Consider the following 16,233-nt stretch of genomic DNA (forward strand, 5'->3'; position numbering starts at 1 on the left):
AAGCGGTTCCTTGGCTGGCTAGCAGCAATCCCTGTGGATAGTCCCGTGCAGCTCACCGTTGTTTCTTCGACAGATTAGACGGTCGACGCCACCAAATCGATGACGTGGAGCGACTAACGACGGGTTCAGCCTGGACCAAAGAACGGCGACTATCGCCTCACCGTGTCACAAACCGGTCTGTCTGGTATCGGGGGCCCCATTGCGGAAGTTTGAAGACAGGCGGCAAACCCTGTGTTGGTCGCGGATGCTCCTCGCACGTTGTAGATTCCCACGCTAGATCAATAACTTATTATACAACTGGACATTGTGCCGAGGCGCCGCAATGTGCCGAAAGTGGCAAGAAACCTAGCAAATCCAACCAACCGACGGCCGCACAATGTGCGCCCTTTTATCTTGCCATCTTAATCGGTCGTATTTTGCGAGACTTTCTTGTCATCGTCACTCGTCCTCCAATCTACGATAATATACTATTCTATACTCGATGCCACGATTCCGTAGTGTGACGTTGAGTTCCGATGCGCCGTGCAGTTTTCCGCGCTCTCCGACGGGGTAGCAGCGCTGCTTATTTGCAGCACGGGAACCGTCGTGGCGCACTTTTCCATCGGAGTGTCGGAGCAGCGTCACAGGCAATCCGGCGCGGTCCGGCCGTCTTCCCATCGGCGCGGCCGCAGGCAATGTATGGCCCGCCCCGTCTGCAAGCAGAATGTTTTGGGTGGAACAACCGGTCTGCACCAATGTATCCGGCCTCGGCGCTCTGCGCGCCCTGCCAAGATGGAGATTCGCACGCCCGGCTCCTAACAAGATACACGACCTCGAAAGGGCCGCTGCCTGCGACAGGTTTGCCGAACGCCGATCAACCGTTGGGCCATCTCTGTGTACATCCTCCCGCAGACTTCATGCGGCCGAGCAGTTGCCGGGACGCTCCCGCTCGACCAACTCGTTACCCCTTCGAGGCCATTGCGGCTTCATAGGGGCGCTGGTTCGACATCACCGCCCAGGCGATCCGGGCCAGTTTATTGGCAAGCGCAACGACCACGACGTTGCGCTTGGCGCGCTTGAGCAGTGCCTGCAGCCAGGCGCCGATCTGGGTGTCCATTCGCGCCAGATATGGCAATGCCGCTCGCGCACCATGGATCAACAGCACGCGCATGTAGGTGCTCCCGCGCTTGCTGATCCCCGTCAGGCGCGGCTTGCCGCCGGTCGTGATCTGACGTGGAACAAGCCCCAGCCAAGCAGCGAAGTCACGCCCCTTCGCAAACGCCGACACGTAGCCGACCGCTGCTGCCAGCGCCGTTGCGTTGAGCGCGCCAATGCCCGGAACACTGCGCAACAGACGAGCCCGTTGATCGCTCTTCGCGAGCGCTTCGAACTCTTGATCGAGCTGCTTGATCCGATGATCGAGCGCGTGCAATTCGTCGACCATGTCATCAACGAGTTGCCGCATCCTGGCGGTTAGGAGTGTGTTGTCCGGCAGGTTCTCGCGCAGCCACAGGTTCAGCTTTGGGCGCCCCTTGGCGATGACGATGCCGCGGTCGAAAAGTACGCCGCGCAGTTGATTGATCAACGCCGTCCCGAGTGCCGACCAGCCGCTCGCGGGCACGGTGCAAAGTCTGCACATCGAGTTGCTCTTCCGACTTGATCGGCGGGCCGTGTCGCCGCTTCGGCGATTGCCTCCGCATCGCGATCATCGTTCTTGTGCGATTTCACGTACGGCTTCACATACTCGGGCGGCATCAGCCGAACCTCATGTCCGCCCATGACGAACTGACGCGCGAGGTGATGAGCACCGCAGCACGCCTCCATGCCAATGAGGCAGTGTGATTGCTTTTCGACGAATGCAGTAAGGGACGCACGGCGTATCCGACGACGCAGCACAACCGCTCCTTCACGGTCGAGGCCGACCAGGCTGCAGAGCGTCTTTCCAAGATCGATTCCGAGTACGACGATGTTCATTTTCCTTCCTCCTTCTGACACGGACTAGCAGTTTGGCTGGAACTGGAGGGCGGGCCATCCCATAAGATAACGTGCGTTCTGTCGTTCCTGGTCAGCATAGGTCCTCATCCGCCGGAGCGGATCTCTTGTGTCAGATGGCGCCCGTCAGCGCGCCGGCGCCGTGCGTCTGAACTGCGCTCGAACCGCTCATCGACGCGCTCACAGAAGCTTGCGCGCCTTGCCATGGGCGCGGCGCGCGGCATCCGCCTGGCTTGCCGCCGGATCGCCGACCTAGAACGCGCCGTCGGTCCTGATCGCGACCATCATCACCGCCAGTTTGCACGCCACCGCGAAACAGGCTTTGCGATGGCAGGGGTGTTTGGCGATCGCTTGGCGTCAAGCAACAGGGAGTTTTTCCGCAAGTAGGAACGGGCGTTGATGACAATGCGGACGAGCAGCCCGCCGGAGCGGCTCGCATGGCGCAGGCGGGCTGCTCGCGCACGGCTGTTGCGGATTGAGGTATTATGCATCGGCGGTTTCCACGTCGGTTTGGGGCCTTGAGCCGCTGCTTGACATGGCGAACCCGATAGCTCGGGCCGCCTGTCTGGATGACGTGACAATGATGCAAAACTCGATCGAGCATGGCCGCCGCCAACGGATCATCGATGGCCGTCATGAACCAAAGCGCAGTCACCGGCCCGACGCCGGGGATAGCGATGAAGCCCCGGCATGTCTCGTTGCGCGCGACTATCTTCATAACGGGATCGTGCAGCCGGCTATACTGTCGCCACAGCGTCCCACGTGCCGACGGCATGGCGTCAATAGCTCGCTCGATAGCGGATCGTCCGCTATGGCGCAGCGCACCGGCTGCTCGAAAGCCCCTGGCCCGAGCATGCTCAGACGGATATGAACGTTGCCGCTCTCTTGACCTGGGGCGCTTTCCGACAATGCAGCTTTGGTGTGGAAACTATGCGAGATTCTCGATGCGCGGCATGTCGCGCCGAGCGAGGTTTTTTAAGTCGCATTCAGCGCCAGCTTCGGTTTGTGGTCGACCTTTACGACAACTGCCCCTCGCAGAATGTCGAAATTGCTGGCAATACCACAGTTAGGGTTTCGGGCAGCGGATAAGCCGAATGACAAAGAAATTGCCGAGCCAATACCGGCAGAGGGCACGAGACCATCTCGCAGCGGCGGAACGACTCCTCCGCAGCGGAGATGACGACGTTACAAGATATGCCTGCATCGAATTGCGGCTCTGCGTGGAGGCCATCTGCTACGGAATGCTCTGTCTCTATCGCTCTGAATTGTCGAAAGGCGAGCTCGCGAAATGGCAACCTAAAAAGGTGCTCGATGAGCTGCTTGAAATCGATAAATACGCGACAACTCCACAACTACTAAGCGTCCAGGACCCAAAGACCGGGGAGTGGCACGACTTCGGCACACAGGACTACCGTTTTTCGGTAAAGTGGGCCAACAAGGCGCATAACGCGCTTGGCAACGCGCTGCATGTGCCTACGATTGACCAGGTCGAGAAAGGGCAGGAGGCCACGCCTGCGATCTTTCGGGAACGCTGCCAAGAATATATGCCGGAGCTTCGTAAGGTTCTGGATTCGCAGTCATGGCACCTTCACATGACCGGCCCGCGCTGGACGATGAGATGCGCTTGCGGATTTGAGATGCACCGGCGCGCCGAGCACATTGAAAAGGGCGTGATCGTCATCTGCAGTGAATGCGGCCGCGTCTACGATGTCGTACACGTAGGCGACGTACTCGACATCGAGTTGCGCAAACTCCGGTGGCAATGCAAAAAATGCGGGAAGGAGAACGGGACCCCCGAGCGCGATCTAGTTGAGAACATCATGACCGAATGCTTCGCGTGCGGCGAACCAACGCAAGTCCGCAAACAGTGGATGGCCTATCAGCAGGAGCCGAACGGAACTGACGCCTAGTTGCTGCATGACACACTGGCGACCGACTCAAAGCATCGTATTGTCACGATGAAAATTGCCATGGACCGCAAGTCAGGAAGAAGAACCCGCAGTCGGGCGGCGGTGATGGCCGCCGACCCGAACTGCATTGATTGTGGCGGGCCTGCCGACAAGCAGGAACACATGCCGCCTATTGTCATGTTCGAGGGGCGCCACCGTCCGGGTGGGATGGAGTACGCCGCCTGCGCTGACTGCAACAACGGAACATCCGCGGCAGATTCCGTCGCGGCCTTCCTCGAAGATTTCCTGGAACGCTCACCCGTCTAGCTGGCAAATTGTGGAGAACGTTAAGCAGCGCGCAATCCTCAACGAGATCGCTCCCGGCTTCATGGAAGAGCTGTTTGGGCATTCGCGGGCGACCTCACTCACCATCCCAACAAAAGGTGGGGTTCTGGTGCGACAGACGGTCATCACGGCCGTGGGCCGTTGGTCAAGAGCTACTTAAGTGTCTTTGCCGCGAAACTGGCTATGGCCCTATTCCGCGAGCAAACCGGCAAATCCCTCCCCAAAGAGGGCGGAGTCGAGGCCTGGCATTATCTCAACGCCGGTTTGACGCGGGAAACTGCAGAGAAGATCGTCTCTATCATGCCTGTTTCGGGAACGTTGGCGGCCGGGCGCAAGAGCGCGGGCGACCAGTTTCGGTATCGCTTCAACACCGACGGAAAAACGATCGTGGCGGCGCTAGCCAGCTTCCACAACAATCTGCACATCGCGTTTCTCGCCTCGTCGACACCCGAGGTGTACAAGATGCCGTGTCGGTTCCCACACGCTACCTACACGCAGCCAGGCCAGATGCTGGCGATGATGCCCAAGATCGAGCGTTCGCGCCGGATCATTCTGCCAGGTCTTGGTGGCGGCTCCCATTTTATAAGAGTGTCAGCCCAACCGAAGTCGGAATAACGTCTGCTTGGCCGCGTTGAATCGACTTCGAAAGCGACCCATTAAACAGAATTGCCAAATCTGTTTCATGCACAGTCGGGGAGCGTCGCCCGATTTACCCCACGGCGGCAGTCGACGCTGCGCCGTGCAAAATTCGTGAATTATGCACAATTTGGCTCTGTTAACCCAAACCAGCTATTTGGTTTGGACACCAATTCAAAACGTTTGACGATCGATTTGGGAATACGTATATACCGTCCAGCCGGATGGCTCGTGACGAGCGAACCGTAAATTGAAGGATGGCTACAATGACTAATCTGTTGAGCGAACTGTCTGAATCGGTTCGGTGGCGGCTGATGGTGGACGCGGCAAAGAAGGCGGCCGAGGCGCAGGGTTATTCCATGGCTCGCGTGCCGGGACGGGGCCTTTCGAACATTTGGAACATCACCAAGGACGGCAAGACGACAGTGGCCGCGATCCGCACCACGCGCGACCGCTACATCGCTTTTCCCCCGTTGAAAGGGGGCACGAAGTGGAAGACGCTCGATGATGTCGAGACCGTCATCGTTGCGACGGTGGACTCGAAGGACGACCCGGAAAACGTCGAGGTCTACATTTTCCCGGCCGACGACGTGCGTAAGCGGTTCAACGCCCACTATGCCGCACGCTCCAAGGAAGGGCAGGCGATCAAGGATAATTTCGGCATGTGGGTAGGGCTCGACCTCGACAATCGCGGAATTGCCGCCAGTGTCGGGACGGGCATTCTCGATCACTACAAGCGTGTCGCGGTCTATCCGATTTCCGATTTGCTCGCCGATAATCCTCACGAAGAGACGAGCAGCGAAGAGCCGGAACACACACCCGAGACGGTCGAGCCTGGCTTTTCCACGATCGCCGAAGTGATGGCTTGGGCAAGAGACCGCGTAGCCCAGCTCGCAGGGGTGCAGGTGGAAGCGGTGAAGCTCGATTTGAAGATCGAGTATTGAAGCGCCGATGCGGGCGCACATTGGCTCGGCCGGATCGCTTTGCAGGTGATCCGGCCGGATGAACCGCTATTCTAGGAACCCGTGCAATAGGTCGCTGGTGTCAGGATCACGTTCGTCTGCAAGCAGCGTCACTACCTCGGCCGCTGTGAGCTGGTCGGCGTCGTCGAGCAATTGCAGGGCATTGAAGCGCACACCGTCATCGAAATGGTCGTGCGCCAACTCTTTAAGTACACGCGCCGTTGTGTCCCGAAAACGGGATAGGCCAGCAGCGAAAACCGCTAGCCATTCCTCATAAGGCAGGCCGGTTTCATCAAGGAATGGGTCAGCGTCGCCTGTCCGCAAGGCTTCTACGAGATGGCCGGAAACCTCCCTGAACTCATGATCGACAGCGCAAGCTTCTTCGACCAGCGGAATCCAACGCAGCCCCTGCGCTTCCGTCAGCGTGATCGTTAGATGACCGATGCTTTCGGCGGCAAGGTAATTCCTGGCAGCGCGCGAGAAGCCGGCGGTCGCCACCATGACGGCCGGAACCTCGCCCACGTCGCGCACCAGGGCGATCGTCGCACCCGCATGCACGCTGTCGATCGGGCGCTTGTGTCGCTTAGCTTCAATCAACAAAACGGGTTTCGGATTCCCTGCCTCGAAGACGCATACATCGACCTGGCGGCGCGCCTTAGTCTTGCTCCCGCTCAGGCGGACGTTGTGCTTCACCGTGAAGCGGGGGAGCGGAAATAGCGTGCGGAACCGCTCAAGAACCGCGTGCTCATATTCCTTCGGCGTCATTCTGACGACATGCCTATCCGGTCTGTTCTTTTGCTCAGCGTGGCATATTCGACCGGGAGCAACGAACCACCAGTCAGAGTCGAAGATCGTGCGCCGTCGTGCCACCGTTCGCGACCATTAGCTACATTGCTATTGAGGCGACATGCAGGAGGTGAGGAACTCTATCGTCGGGTTACGATGGTAGGGATTTGTCATACTTTTGGCTGAGTCTATTGCTTTGGCCCTTAACGATTTAGTCAAATACGGTCCAAGTCGAATGAGCGCAAAAGAGCGATTAGCGTCAACACTTATTGACATAGCGATTTCCAATGCTTCTCGCAGAACTTTATTTCTACGATCAAGAGGCAAATGCGGCGCAAGCGACGCAAGCGCTTTAACGCGAGAAACCTTGCCAACAACAGCCGATGCTTCCGCTAATGCTTCGGGAAGCAGGTCGCTGGGTAGGTACGGCGCCATCTGAGAAAGGGCTTCAACACGGTCGCCCTCATCGCGTAGGGTTGCAACGGCAGTAAGCGCTATAGACATATCGCTCGGCGACAGGAACTCCGCCAACGACGCGAGGGCGCCAGCTCCATAATATTCATCGGCAATTGTCCTGGCGACGGCGACCGCGCTTGCAATCAGCACCGGCGCCAAATGCGGGACTAGCGACGCCAGCGCGCGCTGTCGATGGTATCCACTGTTAATTTTTTCGACATCGGCGAGTGCCGTAGCCATCAAGTGCGGCGGCAAATAAGGTGCCAAGGATACAAGGCTAATAGTGCGCTTGTCTTCATCCACGATTGCGGCAGCGGCAGCGTAAGCTTCGGGAATCAATTCAGGCGGCAAATGCGGGGCGAGGGACGCGAGCATGCGAGCGCGGTAGCTCTCTCCTTGGATTCCAGTAGCGAGATAAAGCGCGTCGGCCATGCGTGTAGCCGGTAAACGCGGCACCAACGCGACCAAGGCGCGCACGCGACAGCTTTCGTCGGTGATCGAACTCGCGGCGGCAAACGCCTTTAGGGTTTGATCCCGCGGCAAATAGTGCGCCAGAGAGACTATCGCATCAGCGCGAGACAACTCGTCGCCGATTGCTAGAGCAGCAGCAAGTGAGTTGGAAACTGCTGCCTTCCGTGTTGAAAACGGCAGCGTTTCAGACCTAAGATAGGGCAGCAGCCTCGACAATGCGTCAGCGCGATGGAATTCATCGTCGATACTCACAGCTGCGGCTAAGGCGCTCCGCTTCACTTCATCAGGCAAACGCGGGTACAATTCCGTAAGAGCACGAACGCGATACCGTCCGTCGCCTATCGATTGCGCAACCGTGATCGCCTGAGCGATAAGCATCTGCGGCAAATGTGGCACCAACGAAATTAAGGCCTCTGCGCGTAACGGTTCCCTACCGATCGAGGCTACCTCGGCGAGCGCCCCGGCAATTTGTTCTGGCGTTTCGAACACCGACGGATCGTACCAGTGCCGACCAACAAGAGTCGGTTCAACCGGAATCTTTTCTCCCACATCGGCGGCATCCGCCAACATTCCATTTTCAACCACCTTTGGGTCAAATCGCGCGCCCCTGACTAGCGCATTTGTAAACTTGCAGCCGTCCAAAGCCGCGCCGCGAAAATCGTACCCCCTCAAATCGAGCCCAGAGAAGTCAACGTTACGGGCATTTGTGTTGCGGAAATGATCTCGATCAAGAATTCCAGCAATCTCTACGTAGCCAAGAAAGTCTGTTCGCTTGGCCTCTAGTACGCGTTTGATTGCGGCATTGATCTCCTCTCGCTTCATGAAAGATCACTGCCCACGACAGTTAATTTCTGCACGCCCAAGATGATCCACCCATCATCGCTGTCGTTGGAGAAATCTTCATCCAGCTTTATTAACATTGCTTGCAGAGCTCCAAGCACCGCCGCACGTGCTGCATCGTCCATATCGTCGCCATTTCGGTCTAGGATAACTGCGTCGCATTGCGCAACTGCGAGGTCCGCCCTGACCGTTTCGCCGGGGGCCACACCGTCAAGAGAACAAGCTGGCGACGTCAGGTATTCGCCCTCAAGTATCTTGCCCTTTGCCTTGAAGATAATCTCAGGATCGTCGGGTGCACCCCAACCGGTGACCAAGGCGTCGCGAACTGCCACCTGGTTATCTTCGCCGAACAGATTCTTGAATTTTGCTAACGTTGCTCCAGCCACTTTGAGGCGGAGGCGAGCCACGCTGAAGCCATACCGGTAAGACAAATGGGGAGCTTGTTTCATAACGACTTTGCAAGACAACTCAATAGGCCGATCAGGCGGTATCAACTGTAGGTCTGGGCCTTGTACGACAAATGTCGCGAGGTTGGTGTTCCTGTGAACTGCTGCCGGGCAGTTAATCTTGCGGGGAACGGCCTCGTCGCGTCCTTGCCGTGCGAGAAAGTACCGACGAAAAGCAGGGATTGAATCTCGACCCTTGTAGTTCCCGGAGGACGCGGCGCGTTCTGAATTCGAAACCGTCGAATCTCGCCAATAGGGGTTTTTTGGATCTAAATTTGCATAAGCGGTGATTTTCGTTTCCAGTTGCCAAGTCAGCTGTTCTTTCTTCACCGCCTTTGTCAGCGTTGACGGATGTACTTCCATCGCAAGCGCCAGATGCCTCAAACTTTTTCGTGATAAACCAAGCTTCTCCTCTGCGATCATGAGAAGCTTTTCCCTAAGCTGGTGATGAACTAGGCCTGCTGCGGACATTGATCACACTCCTCTTAAGGCCAATCGTGCGTCAATTGCTGTGGCGGGTGTTAGTCGTATTTTCCGCACATTTTCCTCGCCCTTCCTCTCGTTGCGCCATGAAGCGTCGAGCGTTGTTAACTGCGGAAAACGTGCACCGCTCAAGGCGCACACCAAAATCGTGAGGGCGTTAGAAACGACCGTGTCCTGCAGGGCAGTCGTCGAAACTAGGAACCCAAACAAATGCTCTGGATCGCCTTCTTCCTCCAATTTGGCTTAGCGCTCGTGACGCTGGCGCGCGCGCTCGGCTACTGACAGATTTAGGGTGCATAGGATGCGGCCGATCCTCGCGGGTCGGCCGCATCGATTTTGCTTGGACCTCGGGCCGCCCGTATTGATTGACGCGCACACCATGGCTGATGGCATCAATCAGATCAATATCCGTTCCACCTCGTCAAGCGTCACGTCATCGCTGCGTCGGTCGTAGAGCTGCGTCGTCGTGGTCGTGGCATGGTTCGCCATGTCGCGCGCCTTCTCAAGCGAGCCACCATTCTTGAGATATGCCGTGATGCCGGTGCCGCGCATGCTGTGGTTGCCGATCTTCCTATCGCCGAGCTTCGCCTCCTTCGCCCGTCTACGCATCATCTGGTAGGCGGCAGGCTGTGTAATGGCCTTTCCGATCCTGATCCATGTAGCGTCGTCGCCAGCCATCCGCCGCGGACAGCTTGGAAACAATGCGGCCTTGGGATCATCGCGGAGCCCACTGACCTCAACCCAGGCGTCGAGCGCTGCTTCAAGCGTGTGGTGGCAGGGCATTTCATGCTCCTTGCCGCCCTTTTCGTGCAACCGCACCCACAGCCGCCGCTGACGTTGGAAGACGTCACCTACCTTCATAGCCTCACATGCCCCGATGCGCGAGAACGCGAAGATCATCAGAGCAATGAGCGCTCGATCGCGAATGCCAAGAAGCGTGCTGGTATCGATGCTGTCCAGCAACGCGCGTGCCTCGTCTGCATCGAGGATCGGCGTCTTGCCGCGCCGTTGCGAATGCCGCGGCGGCCGCACCGACAAGGCGGGATTGGCTGGAATGATCTGCCCAGTGACCAGCCAATCGAACAGCCGGCGTATTGCCGACACATGCCGCTTCGCTGTCGGCGCCGCGTGGCTTTTCGTCAGCAGCTCGACGTAGGTGGCGACATGCAGCGTATGAATCTCGCCAATGTCGCGCACACCCTGCGCCTGGCACCAATCCAGGAACTGGCCGACATCCTTGCTGTAGGCACGGCGGGTGTTCGGATTGCGGATATGGGCGGTGAAGAACTCCAGGAACCGCCAACGGGCACGCTCGCCGGCCGCCTCCACCAAAGCGGGAAGGGAATGTGACCTAGCGATTAGGACGAGTTGATCCACGCTTAATCCCTAATTCTTACGACAATAGTAGACCGCTACAAAGGGCGGCATCGCGTTGTTGTGGTTGTCTGCCTTACCGAAGCCCACGATCGACAGGGGTGTTGTCGTCAGACTAGGCCGATCTTCGGTCACCACACTCATGTGGTTGCAGCCTTTGTCACCATCAAGGCAGGGCACAGCGGTGCCCGCTTTAAAGCCAAAGCTCACGCCGTTTTGTCTGACAACCACCGGAGAATATATTGGGAGCTCGTCCAACGTAAGCTGGTGGATTTGCTCGCCGCCGTGCCGGCGCAATATATATCCCTCAAGCTTTCGGCCGCGCTCGTCGAAGGCCATCTCCTCCGGCGCCTTTTGCGGGTCGCCAGCCCCGACCAAAGTCCGTCCTCGAGCGTATAGAAATGGCTTCCAGCCCTCCGGGCAGTTATCCTCATCAAGGTCGGTACGATCAAATGCGACAACAGCGCCTGTCGGGATTGCTCCGGCGTCAGCTTGCAACTCTGCTAGTTGCCCTGCTGTAGCACCGCCAAGGGCGCGAATCAGCCCGCCGCCAGATCCAAAATTCCAGAGTAGCGCCAGCGCAGCCAATACAACCGCGGAGATCGCACCCACCACGACCTTCTCACCAATCGCTTTCCAGTCCACCTACCCCTCCAGATCGCTGTTTCATAGCTTATGATAAAATAGGTTATCATAAGCTAATGGGCTGGGCGCGAGAATTTCTCTTGCACACTTATGAGACATAGAAAAATGATGTGCGAACAAGCCGACCAATGCTCTCATCAAGGAAGGGTCATACGGTATGGCGAGCGACATCGTTGAACGGGATCTCAAGCGGTTTGACGACGCAACGTCGACGTTCGAGAAGACTGCGGTCGTTCTTGGCTTCGTGAACCTATTCCTCGCAATTTGGGCGCGCGCTCCTGGGCTCCAAATCAACCCGGCTTCGGCCGTTGGCCTATCGGTTTCCGGCTTCAACGTCGGTTACGCAATAATTTTTGGCCCCCTGACTGCAGTCATGACGCTTGTTGTCTATCTCTCCCTTTTGAGGCGCCGGCACCTCCTGAGGCGAACCATTCTTGCTGCGAAAGTCACGGGGCAGAACAAAGTGTCACCAGGAGATCGCTTGGCGCTCGACAATTTCAATCAGCCCGGCGCCGGCGGGATCGCGTGGGTCGCTGATCGTGGATGGCGCATCTTGTGGTACTTCATTATTCCGCCAACGGCGGCCCTGATTGCGCTACGGCGATTCTGCGACTTAGTACCGGACGAGGCGGCGAAGGCGTGGGATCTCCAAGAGAGGATTGGATTTCTATTCCTTAGTCTAGACGGGTGGCAAATTCGCCCCCTCCTTCCCGATCGCGCTCTTGAGGGGGCCGCCGATTTGATGGCCCAACTCCCCTATATCTACGCACCATTGGAGAGCTGGATCCAACTTGGGCTTTTTCTGTTTTCCTGTTTGCTCGCGCGGCGCGCTACTCTTATGTACTTCGCCTCAGGTGGCTGAACGCAACGCGAACGGTCATGCGATCGATCTCGGCTTACGGGCAAACATGCGCGGCCCCATTGACCTTCAGGTTGCGGCGGTTCTCGTCTCGATCGAAGTTTCCGGACAGCGCGCGTTCGATATCGCGCTGAATATCAAGGGTTTAGCCCATGGTCGAGACGCGTGCATATGTCGTGCGTAATTCTTGGTTCACGCACCAACGTCGCCTCAACGGCAAAGACCTGGCTACGGTTTCCTTACGTTTAACTGACCATTCCAAAGCGTCGCTTGGAACAGCCCCAATTTTGATGTTTGAGAAAGTCTTTGGTTCGCGTTCGGCACATTTATAGAAATGCTATCGAGTTGGGCTTCACACGCCCGCCGTGCCACCGAAACTTCAACTTTTTTGATTATGACAGTCGCATCTTCCGGCAGCGACGCGGATACGTCACTGCCACCTTTCAGCACATAAGCCCCGACCTCTACTCCAGTGAGGTCCTCATTCGTTGGCTCCGGGACCTTATACGTTCCCGATATTTGCAAGGTCCCATGTCCGCCGCCAGGACAATTGCAAACGTTTGGCCCGAAGGGAGGTATCTTGATGCAATCTTTGTTACGTCCACGCATGCTGCCCGACCCTGTAGCGACCAGGCCTCCAACCGCGCAGTTTTGCGAGGAGCTGCCAATATTGCTCGTATCAACCCATGCAGCGGAACATTGAATTTCTTGTGCACCTTGCGGCAACTGATATGTTGCGGCCGCCGACGTTGTTTGCTCGCACCCCATCGCTGCATAGCCGGATCGAGCACTAAACGTATGCGAAACCAGCGGATTGGTTGTGCGCGTTCCAGAGTACGTTACTTTCAAGTCATAGAGATCTGCCCCGGGTAGCGCATTGGCGTTAAATTTCATTTCCTTCTCAGACGACCACGAGATCGGCCAATACCCTCTCTGAATAGAGTAAAATACCATTATCGCGATCTGAAAAGTCTTGCGTGGATCGCAAGCCTTATTGCCAAAGCCAATTTTTTCTTTGAGAGCATCCGGAATTTGTACCTGGATACGATCCTCTTGCACAGATATCAAGTCGTCTGGGATTTGCTCACCTGACACACTGATCTGAGGCGCCTTTCGATCTAGCTTGGGATCACTAAGATGAAACCCGAAAATTTCAACATCCGAGGGATGCTGTGCCGGATCGGTCGTCAGGTCACGTATGCTAACTCCATAAAAAATGGGATAGCGCTCCGTGAAGGGAAGAACGTCAAGCAGCTGGTTGGCCGCACCCTGCGTTTTGTAAATCACCTGCTGAATATCGCCAGAGGTTTTATCCTCCAAGTGATTCAACGCATCAATTTGTTCGGCGAGTCCGGTAAATGTATTCTGTTCCGCGATGCTCAATTGGCTCATCGTCTTGCCGAGAGAATCGGCATACGCCGATGAAACCTGATCAATAGTTTTACTTATAATTCCTGCTAAGAGCATCTGCTGCTGCGCAAGCGCGATGTTTCCGTGATCAATAAGTGAGTGGGCCGAGTCTTCAAGTTGCTTAACCGTGGCTCGAAGACCGTCAAGAAATGCTCCAACTGTTCCGGCAGCAACGCCGGTCTCAACAATTTGCGCGCTTACCGGCATTTGAGAGGAATAAAAAGTAACGGCCAATATTGCGATCAGCAAGCCGACTATGCGAAGCCCCTTATTCATTTTGCTCCCTCGATCAAAGATCAGATTGAGATACGGTTAGGGCGGTTTATCAGCACCCACACCAGCTACGAACAATTTCACCGAGAAATGGAACCCCTGCGATCAAGCCACCTTCGTGGCTAAAGCGCCTGACGAGCGCCAAGCCTTCTTCCGGCGCCCGCGCCTTTGGCATTTCTCTTTACGGACTATTGTCTTCGGGGCACACGCCTTTTGCCAAAGTTTTCGGGTGAGCGCCGACCCACGCCGTCAGCAAACGGTTCTCGGGATTCGAGAGGGCATTCAACAATTCCTGCTTTGCAGTATCGAGCCATTGCTGGCGTTCCGCAGGAGACTTCAGATTGGCCGGTGCGCCTTGATTGGGAAACTGCTTCGCGAACTGCTGGGACTTCGTGCGCCAGAACCGGGTGACGCCCGATGGAATGGATTTGATGGCGGAGTCGGGCATCGTGGTCAGATCGTTTTGCTTCGCGCTATCGATCTGATCTGTACCCCCGTTGCCCTGCGTCTCGAACGTAACTGTCATGCCATTGCGGAAGAAATAATTCTTCCAGTGAACGCCATCCATGTCCTCCATCATGTTGCCGCTCACAGGGATCATCATGCCCGAGTTGTTCTGCGCGCATTTCACGAGCACATCGAAACATCCGGACAGCCCTTGCAACTGCTTAGAGCAGGCCGTCTCAATCCAGGCGACGGTTTGCTCAGGCGGCACGTCGAGCAGTACGACGTGCGCAGTGCGCGGGCTTGCCTTAGGGCCGACTTTGTAATCGCACGCTTTGAGCTTTTTGGCCGGCCAGCCGAACATGTCGGCGGCGGGTGACGGACAGTCGTTGGTGGCTTGAGTTATCGCGTAGGAGGCCAGCTGCGCCTTCTTGACTGCCGCCAGGTGCGCCTGCGCGCCCCCGCCCTTTTTTGGGTCCGTCGCCTTGGTCGCATTCGTGACCGTGGCAAGGTTCCACAGGGTGGTTTTGGGATCGCGTTTGCCCGATGATACCTCGATCGGATCGTCAGCCGCTTTTAGCACCTTGGCGATGTAAGCCTGCGATTGATAGGGATTGTAGGTGGGCGCGATTGTGCGAAACCAAGCCTTTGCACTTGCCTCCCGATCAGCTCCTGACGCGACGGCTTGCCTGTAGGCAAGCGTCGCAGCCTTGTAGTATTTCGACTTGGCGAGCTTGTCTGAGACGAAATCGGCGGCATCGGCACGATCCTTGAAAACAATATAGACGTTGCCCTCGTCATTCTTATCCTGACAAGTCAACGTGAAGAGCGCGCGGCCGCCCGGACCCGACTTGCCGCTCCATTTGTACGAAAGGACGTTGTGGGTCGCGAGTGCCAGCTTGGTCGTCCCGTAGCCGCTTTCGTCGATCGACATGGCCGCAAGTATGGGCGCGGGAATGCCATGATCGTGCTCAGCCTTAATGGCGAGCGCACTGACTTCCTCAACGAACGCCGCCTTTAGCTCCGGCGTTAATGTTTTCGTGGGGCCATAGCATTTTCCATTCATATCTGGCTCTGCCGCAGAAGTGACTGGCGGCGCCAGAACGAATACACAGGATATAAACAATGCTGCCAGGCTGTATAAGATTCTCATCCCGCCCTCCCTTTTTGGATAGATGTTCATAATAAATAGAGCACAGGACGAGGGGCTTTACAGCCCCATTTCTTTGGATTAACCGCGAAAAAACTCGCTCTAGTTACTTGCGGGCTTTGCGACAAAGGCTGCAAGAAACGAATTGGAGCACGAATTTGACCGCGCGGCTCTGGCTTGTCCATCGCTCGGGAAACCGTCTTGAAGGATCTCGAGCAAAACTCGACCGAGACCCGCTCCCGGTCGCCGGATGGGCCGCAGCCCATCGTGGTGTGCATCGATGCTTCGACCGTTCGCCACTTCGGTATGGCGGAGACCCGAAACGTCGATTGCCTACTGCGCATTCGAAGTGAGTGCCAATGTCGATTATCCCGAATACCGATTGTGGTACGATCCGCTTCTGAGGCTTTCAAAAAGGGATCGTGTCGGGTGAGCTAGCCCGCAAGCCAGGATCTGTATCACGTTGTGACAATTTTCGACTGATCTAGCCGGCGGAATTCAAGAAAGCGTTTTATCCCATCCACAATGACCCGAACCCCTGCGGCGAAGATCACCACTCGAGCCAGCGACCCTGTATCGGGCCTCACGAATTGAGCAGCTGCGCCCATCCCAACGCCTATTTCGAGCAACCCGTAGTAACGCCATTTCATTTGCTCGCGGATCAGATAAACAAAACCCCCGACAGCCAGTGCTGCTATAGCCGCAAAGGCGTACGCGATTTAGCTAACATTGGGATCGGTTGAACTAGCCAGCTCGAGCAGGAGTTCAAAAAAGCGATCGGTTGCGAGTGCCG

13 protein-coding genes and 2 pseudogenes are annotated in these 16,233 nt (G+C 56.8%); 6 read left to right on the plus strand and 9 right to left on the minus strand.

The window, feature by feature from the left end; genetic code table 11:
* Positions 1–940: 940 nt before the first annotated feature.
* Positions 941–1,953, minus strand: a pseudogene (locus FJ970_RS02730) (IS110 family transposase).
* A gap of 222 nt (positions 1,954–2,175) precedes the next feature.
* Between FJ970_RS02730 and FJ970_RS02735 the strand changes: the two are divergent.
* Entirely contained in the window at positions 2,176–2,358 is a 183-nt protein-coding gene (locus FJ970_RS02735; RefSeq protein WP_181178574.1) for a hypothetical protein, read from the plus strand.
* A 196-nt stretch (positions 2,359–2,554) separates the two neighbouring features.
* Here FJ970_RS02735 and FJ970_RS33840 read toward each other — a convergent pair.
* Positions 2,555–2,746: pseudogene (locus tag FJ970_RS33840) on the minus strand (hypothetical protein); the annotation flags it as partial.
* Between the two features lie 319 nt (positions 2,747–3,065).
* Here FJ970_RS33840 and FJ970_RS02745 point away from each other — a divergent pair.
* From FJ970_RS02745 to FJ970_RS02760, 4 genes are all read left to right on the plus strand, one after another.
* Positions 3,066–3,881: a hypothetical protein gene (locus FJ970_RS02745; protein WP_140758732.1), complete on the plus strand. Its 816-nt coding sequence runs from the start codon at positions 3,066–3,068 to the stop codon at positions 3,879–3,881.
* Positions 3,882–4,187, plus strand: coding sequence for a hypothetical protein (locus FJ970_RS02750; protein WP_140758733.1), 306 nt, complete (start codon positions 3,882–3,884; stop codon positions 4,185–4,187). It begins immediately after the preceding gene.
* Positions 4,188–4,346: 159 nt separating this feature from the next.
* Complete coding sequence (locus FJ970_RS02755; RefSeq protein WP_140758734.1) at positions 4,347–4,820, plus strand: hypothetical protein; 474 nt, start codon at positions 4,347–4,349, stop codon at positions 4,818–4,820.
* A gap of 287 nt (positions 4,821–5,107) precedes the next feature.
* Entirely contained in the window at positions 5,108–5,785 is a 678-nt protein-coding gene (locus tag FJ970_RS02760) for a hypothetical protein (RefSeq protein WP_140758735.1), read from the plus strand.
* Between the two features lie 66 nt (positions 5,786–5,851).
* On the opposite strand, the gene FJ970_RS02765 is transcribed toward FJ970_RS02760, so the two are convergent.
* From FJ970_RS02765 to FJ970_RS02785, 5 genes are all read right to left on the minus strand, one after another.
* Positions 5,852–6,568: a restriction endonuclease gene (locus tag FJ970_RS02765; RefSeq protein ID WP_140758736.1), complete on the minus strand. Its 717-nt coding sequence runs from the start codon at positions 6,566–6,568 to the stop codon at positions 5,852–5,854.
* A gap of 129 nt (positions 6,569–6,697) precedes the next feature.
* Complete coding sequence (locus tag FJ970_RS02770; RefSeq protein ID WP_140758737.1) at positions 6,698–8,338, minus strand: pentapeptide repeat-containing protein; 1,641 nt, start codon at positions 8,336–8,338, stop codon at positions 6,698–6,700.
* Positions 8,335–9,273 carry a hypothetical protein gene (locus FJ970_RS02775; RefSeq protein ID WP_140758738.1) on the minus strand — a complete coding sequence of 313 codons (939 nt, stop codon included), beginning with the start codon at positions 9,271–9,273 and terminating at the stop codon, positions 8,335–8,337. Before FJ970_RS02775 ends, FJ970_RS02770 begins: the two co-directional genes overlap by 4 nt.
* 408 nt (positions 9,274–9,681) lie before the next feature.
* Complete coding sequence (locus FJ970_RS02780; RefSeq protein WP_140758739.1) at positions 9,682–10,662, minus strand: tyrosine-type recombinase/integrase; 981 nt, start codon at positions 10,660–10,662, stop codon at positions 9,682–9,684.
* Between the two features lie 9 nt (positions 10,663–10,671).
* On the minus strand, positions 10,672–11,304 hold the full coding sequence (locus FJ970_RS02785; protein WP_140758740.1) for a hypothetical protein: 633 nt from the start codon (positions 11,302–11,304) through the stop codon (positions 10,672–10,674).
* 157 nt (positions 11,305–11,461) lie between these two features.
* Here FJ970_RS02785 and FJ970_RS02790 point away from each other — a divergent pair, with 157 nt between their 5' ends.
* Entirely contained in the window at positions 11,462–12,166 is a 705-nt protein-coding gene (locus tag FJ970_RS02790; RefSeq protein WP_140758741.1) for a hypothetical protein, read from the plus strand.
* Positions 12,167–12,391: 225 nt separating this feature from the next.
* Here FJ970_RS02790 and FJ970_RS02795 read toward each other — a convergent pair whose 3' ends face one another.
* A complete protein-coding gene (locus tag FJ970_RS02795) occupies positions 12,392–13,849 on the minus strand; it encodes a hypothetical protein (protein ID WP_140758742.1) in 1,458 nt (485 codons plus the stop codon).
* A 178-nt stretch (positions 13,850–14,027) separates the two neighbouring features.
* Positions 14,028–15,443, minus strand: coding sequence for a glucosaminidase domain-containing protein (locus tag FJ970_RS02800; protein ID WP_181178576.1), 1,416 nt, complete (start codon positions 15,441–15,443; stop codon positions 14,028–14,030).
* Between the last annotated feature and the right edge of the window lie 790 nt (positions 15,444–16,233).

It is taken from the genome of Mesorhizobium sp. B2-1-8 (genome assembly GCF_006442545.2).
In the GTDB taxonomy this organism is placed as follows: domain Bacteria; phylum Pseudomonadota; class Alphaproteobacteria; order Rhizobiales; family Rhizobiaceae; genus Mesorhizobium.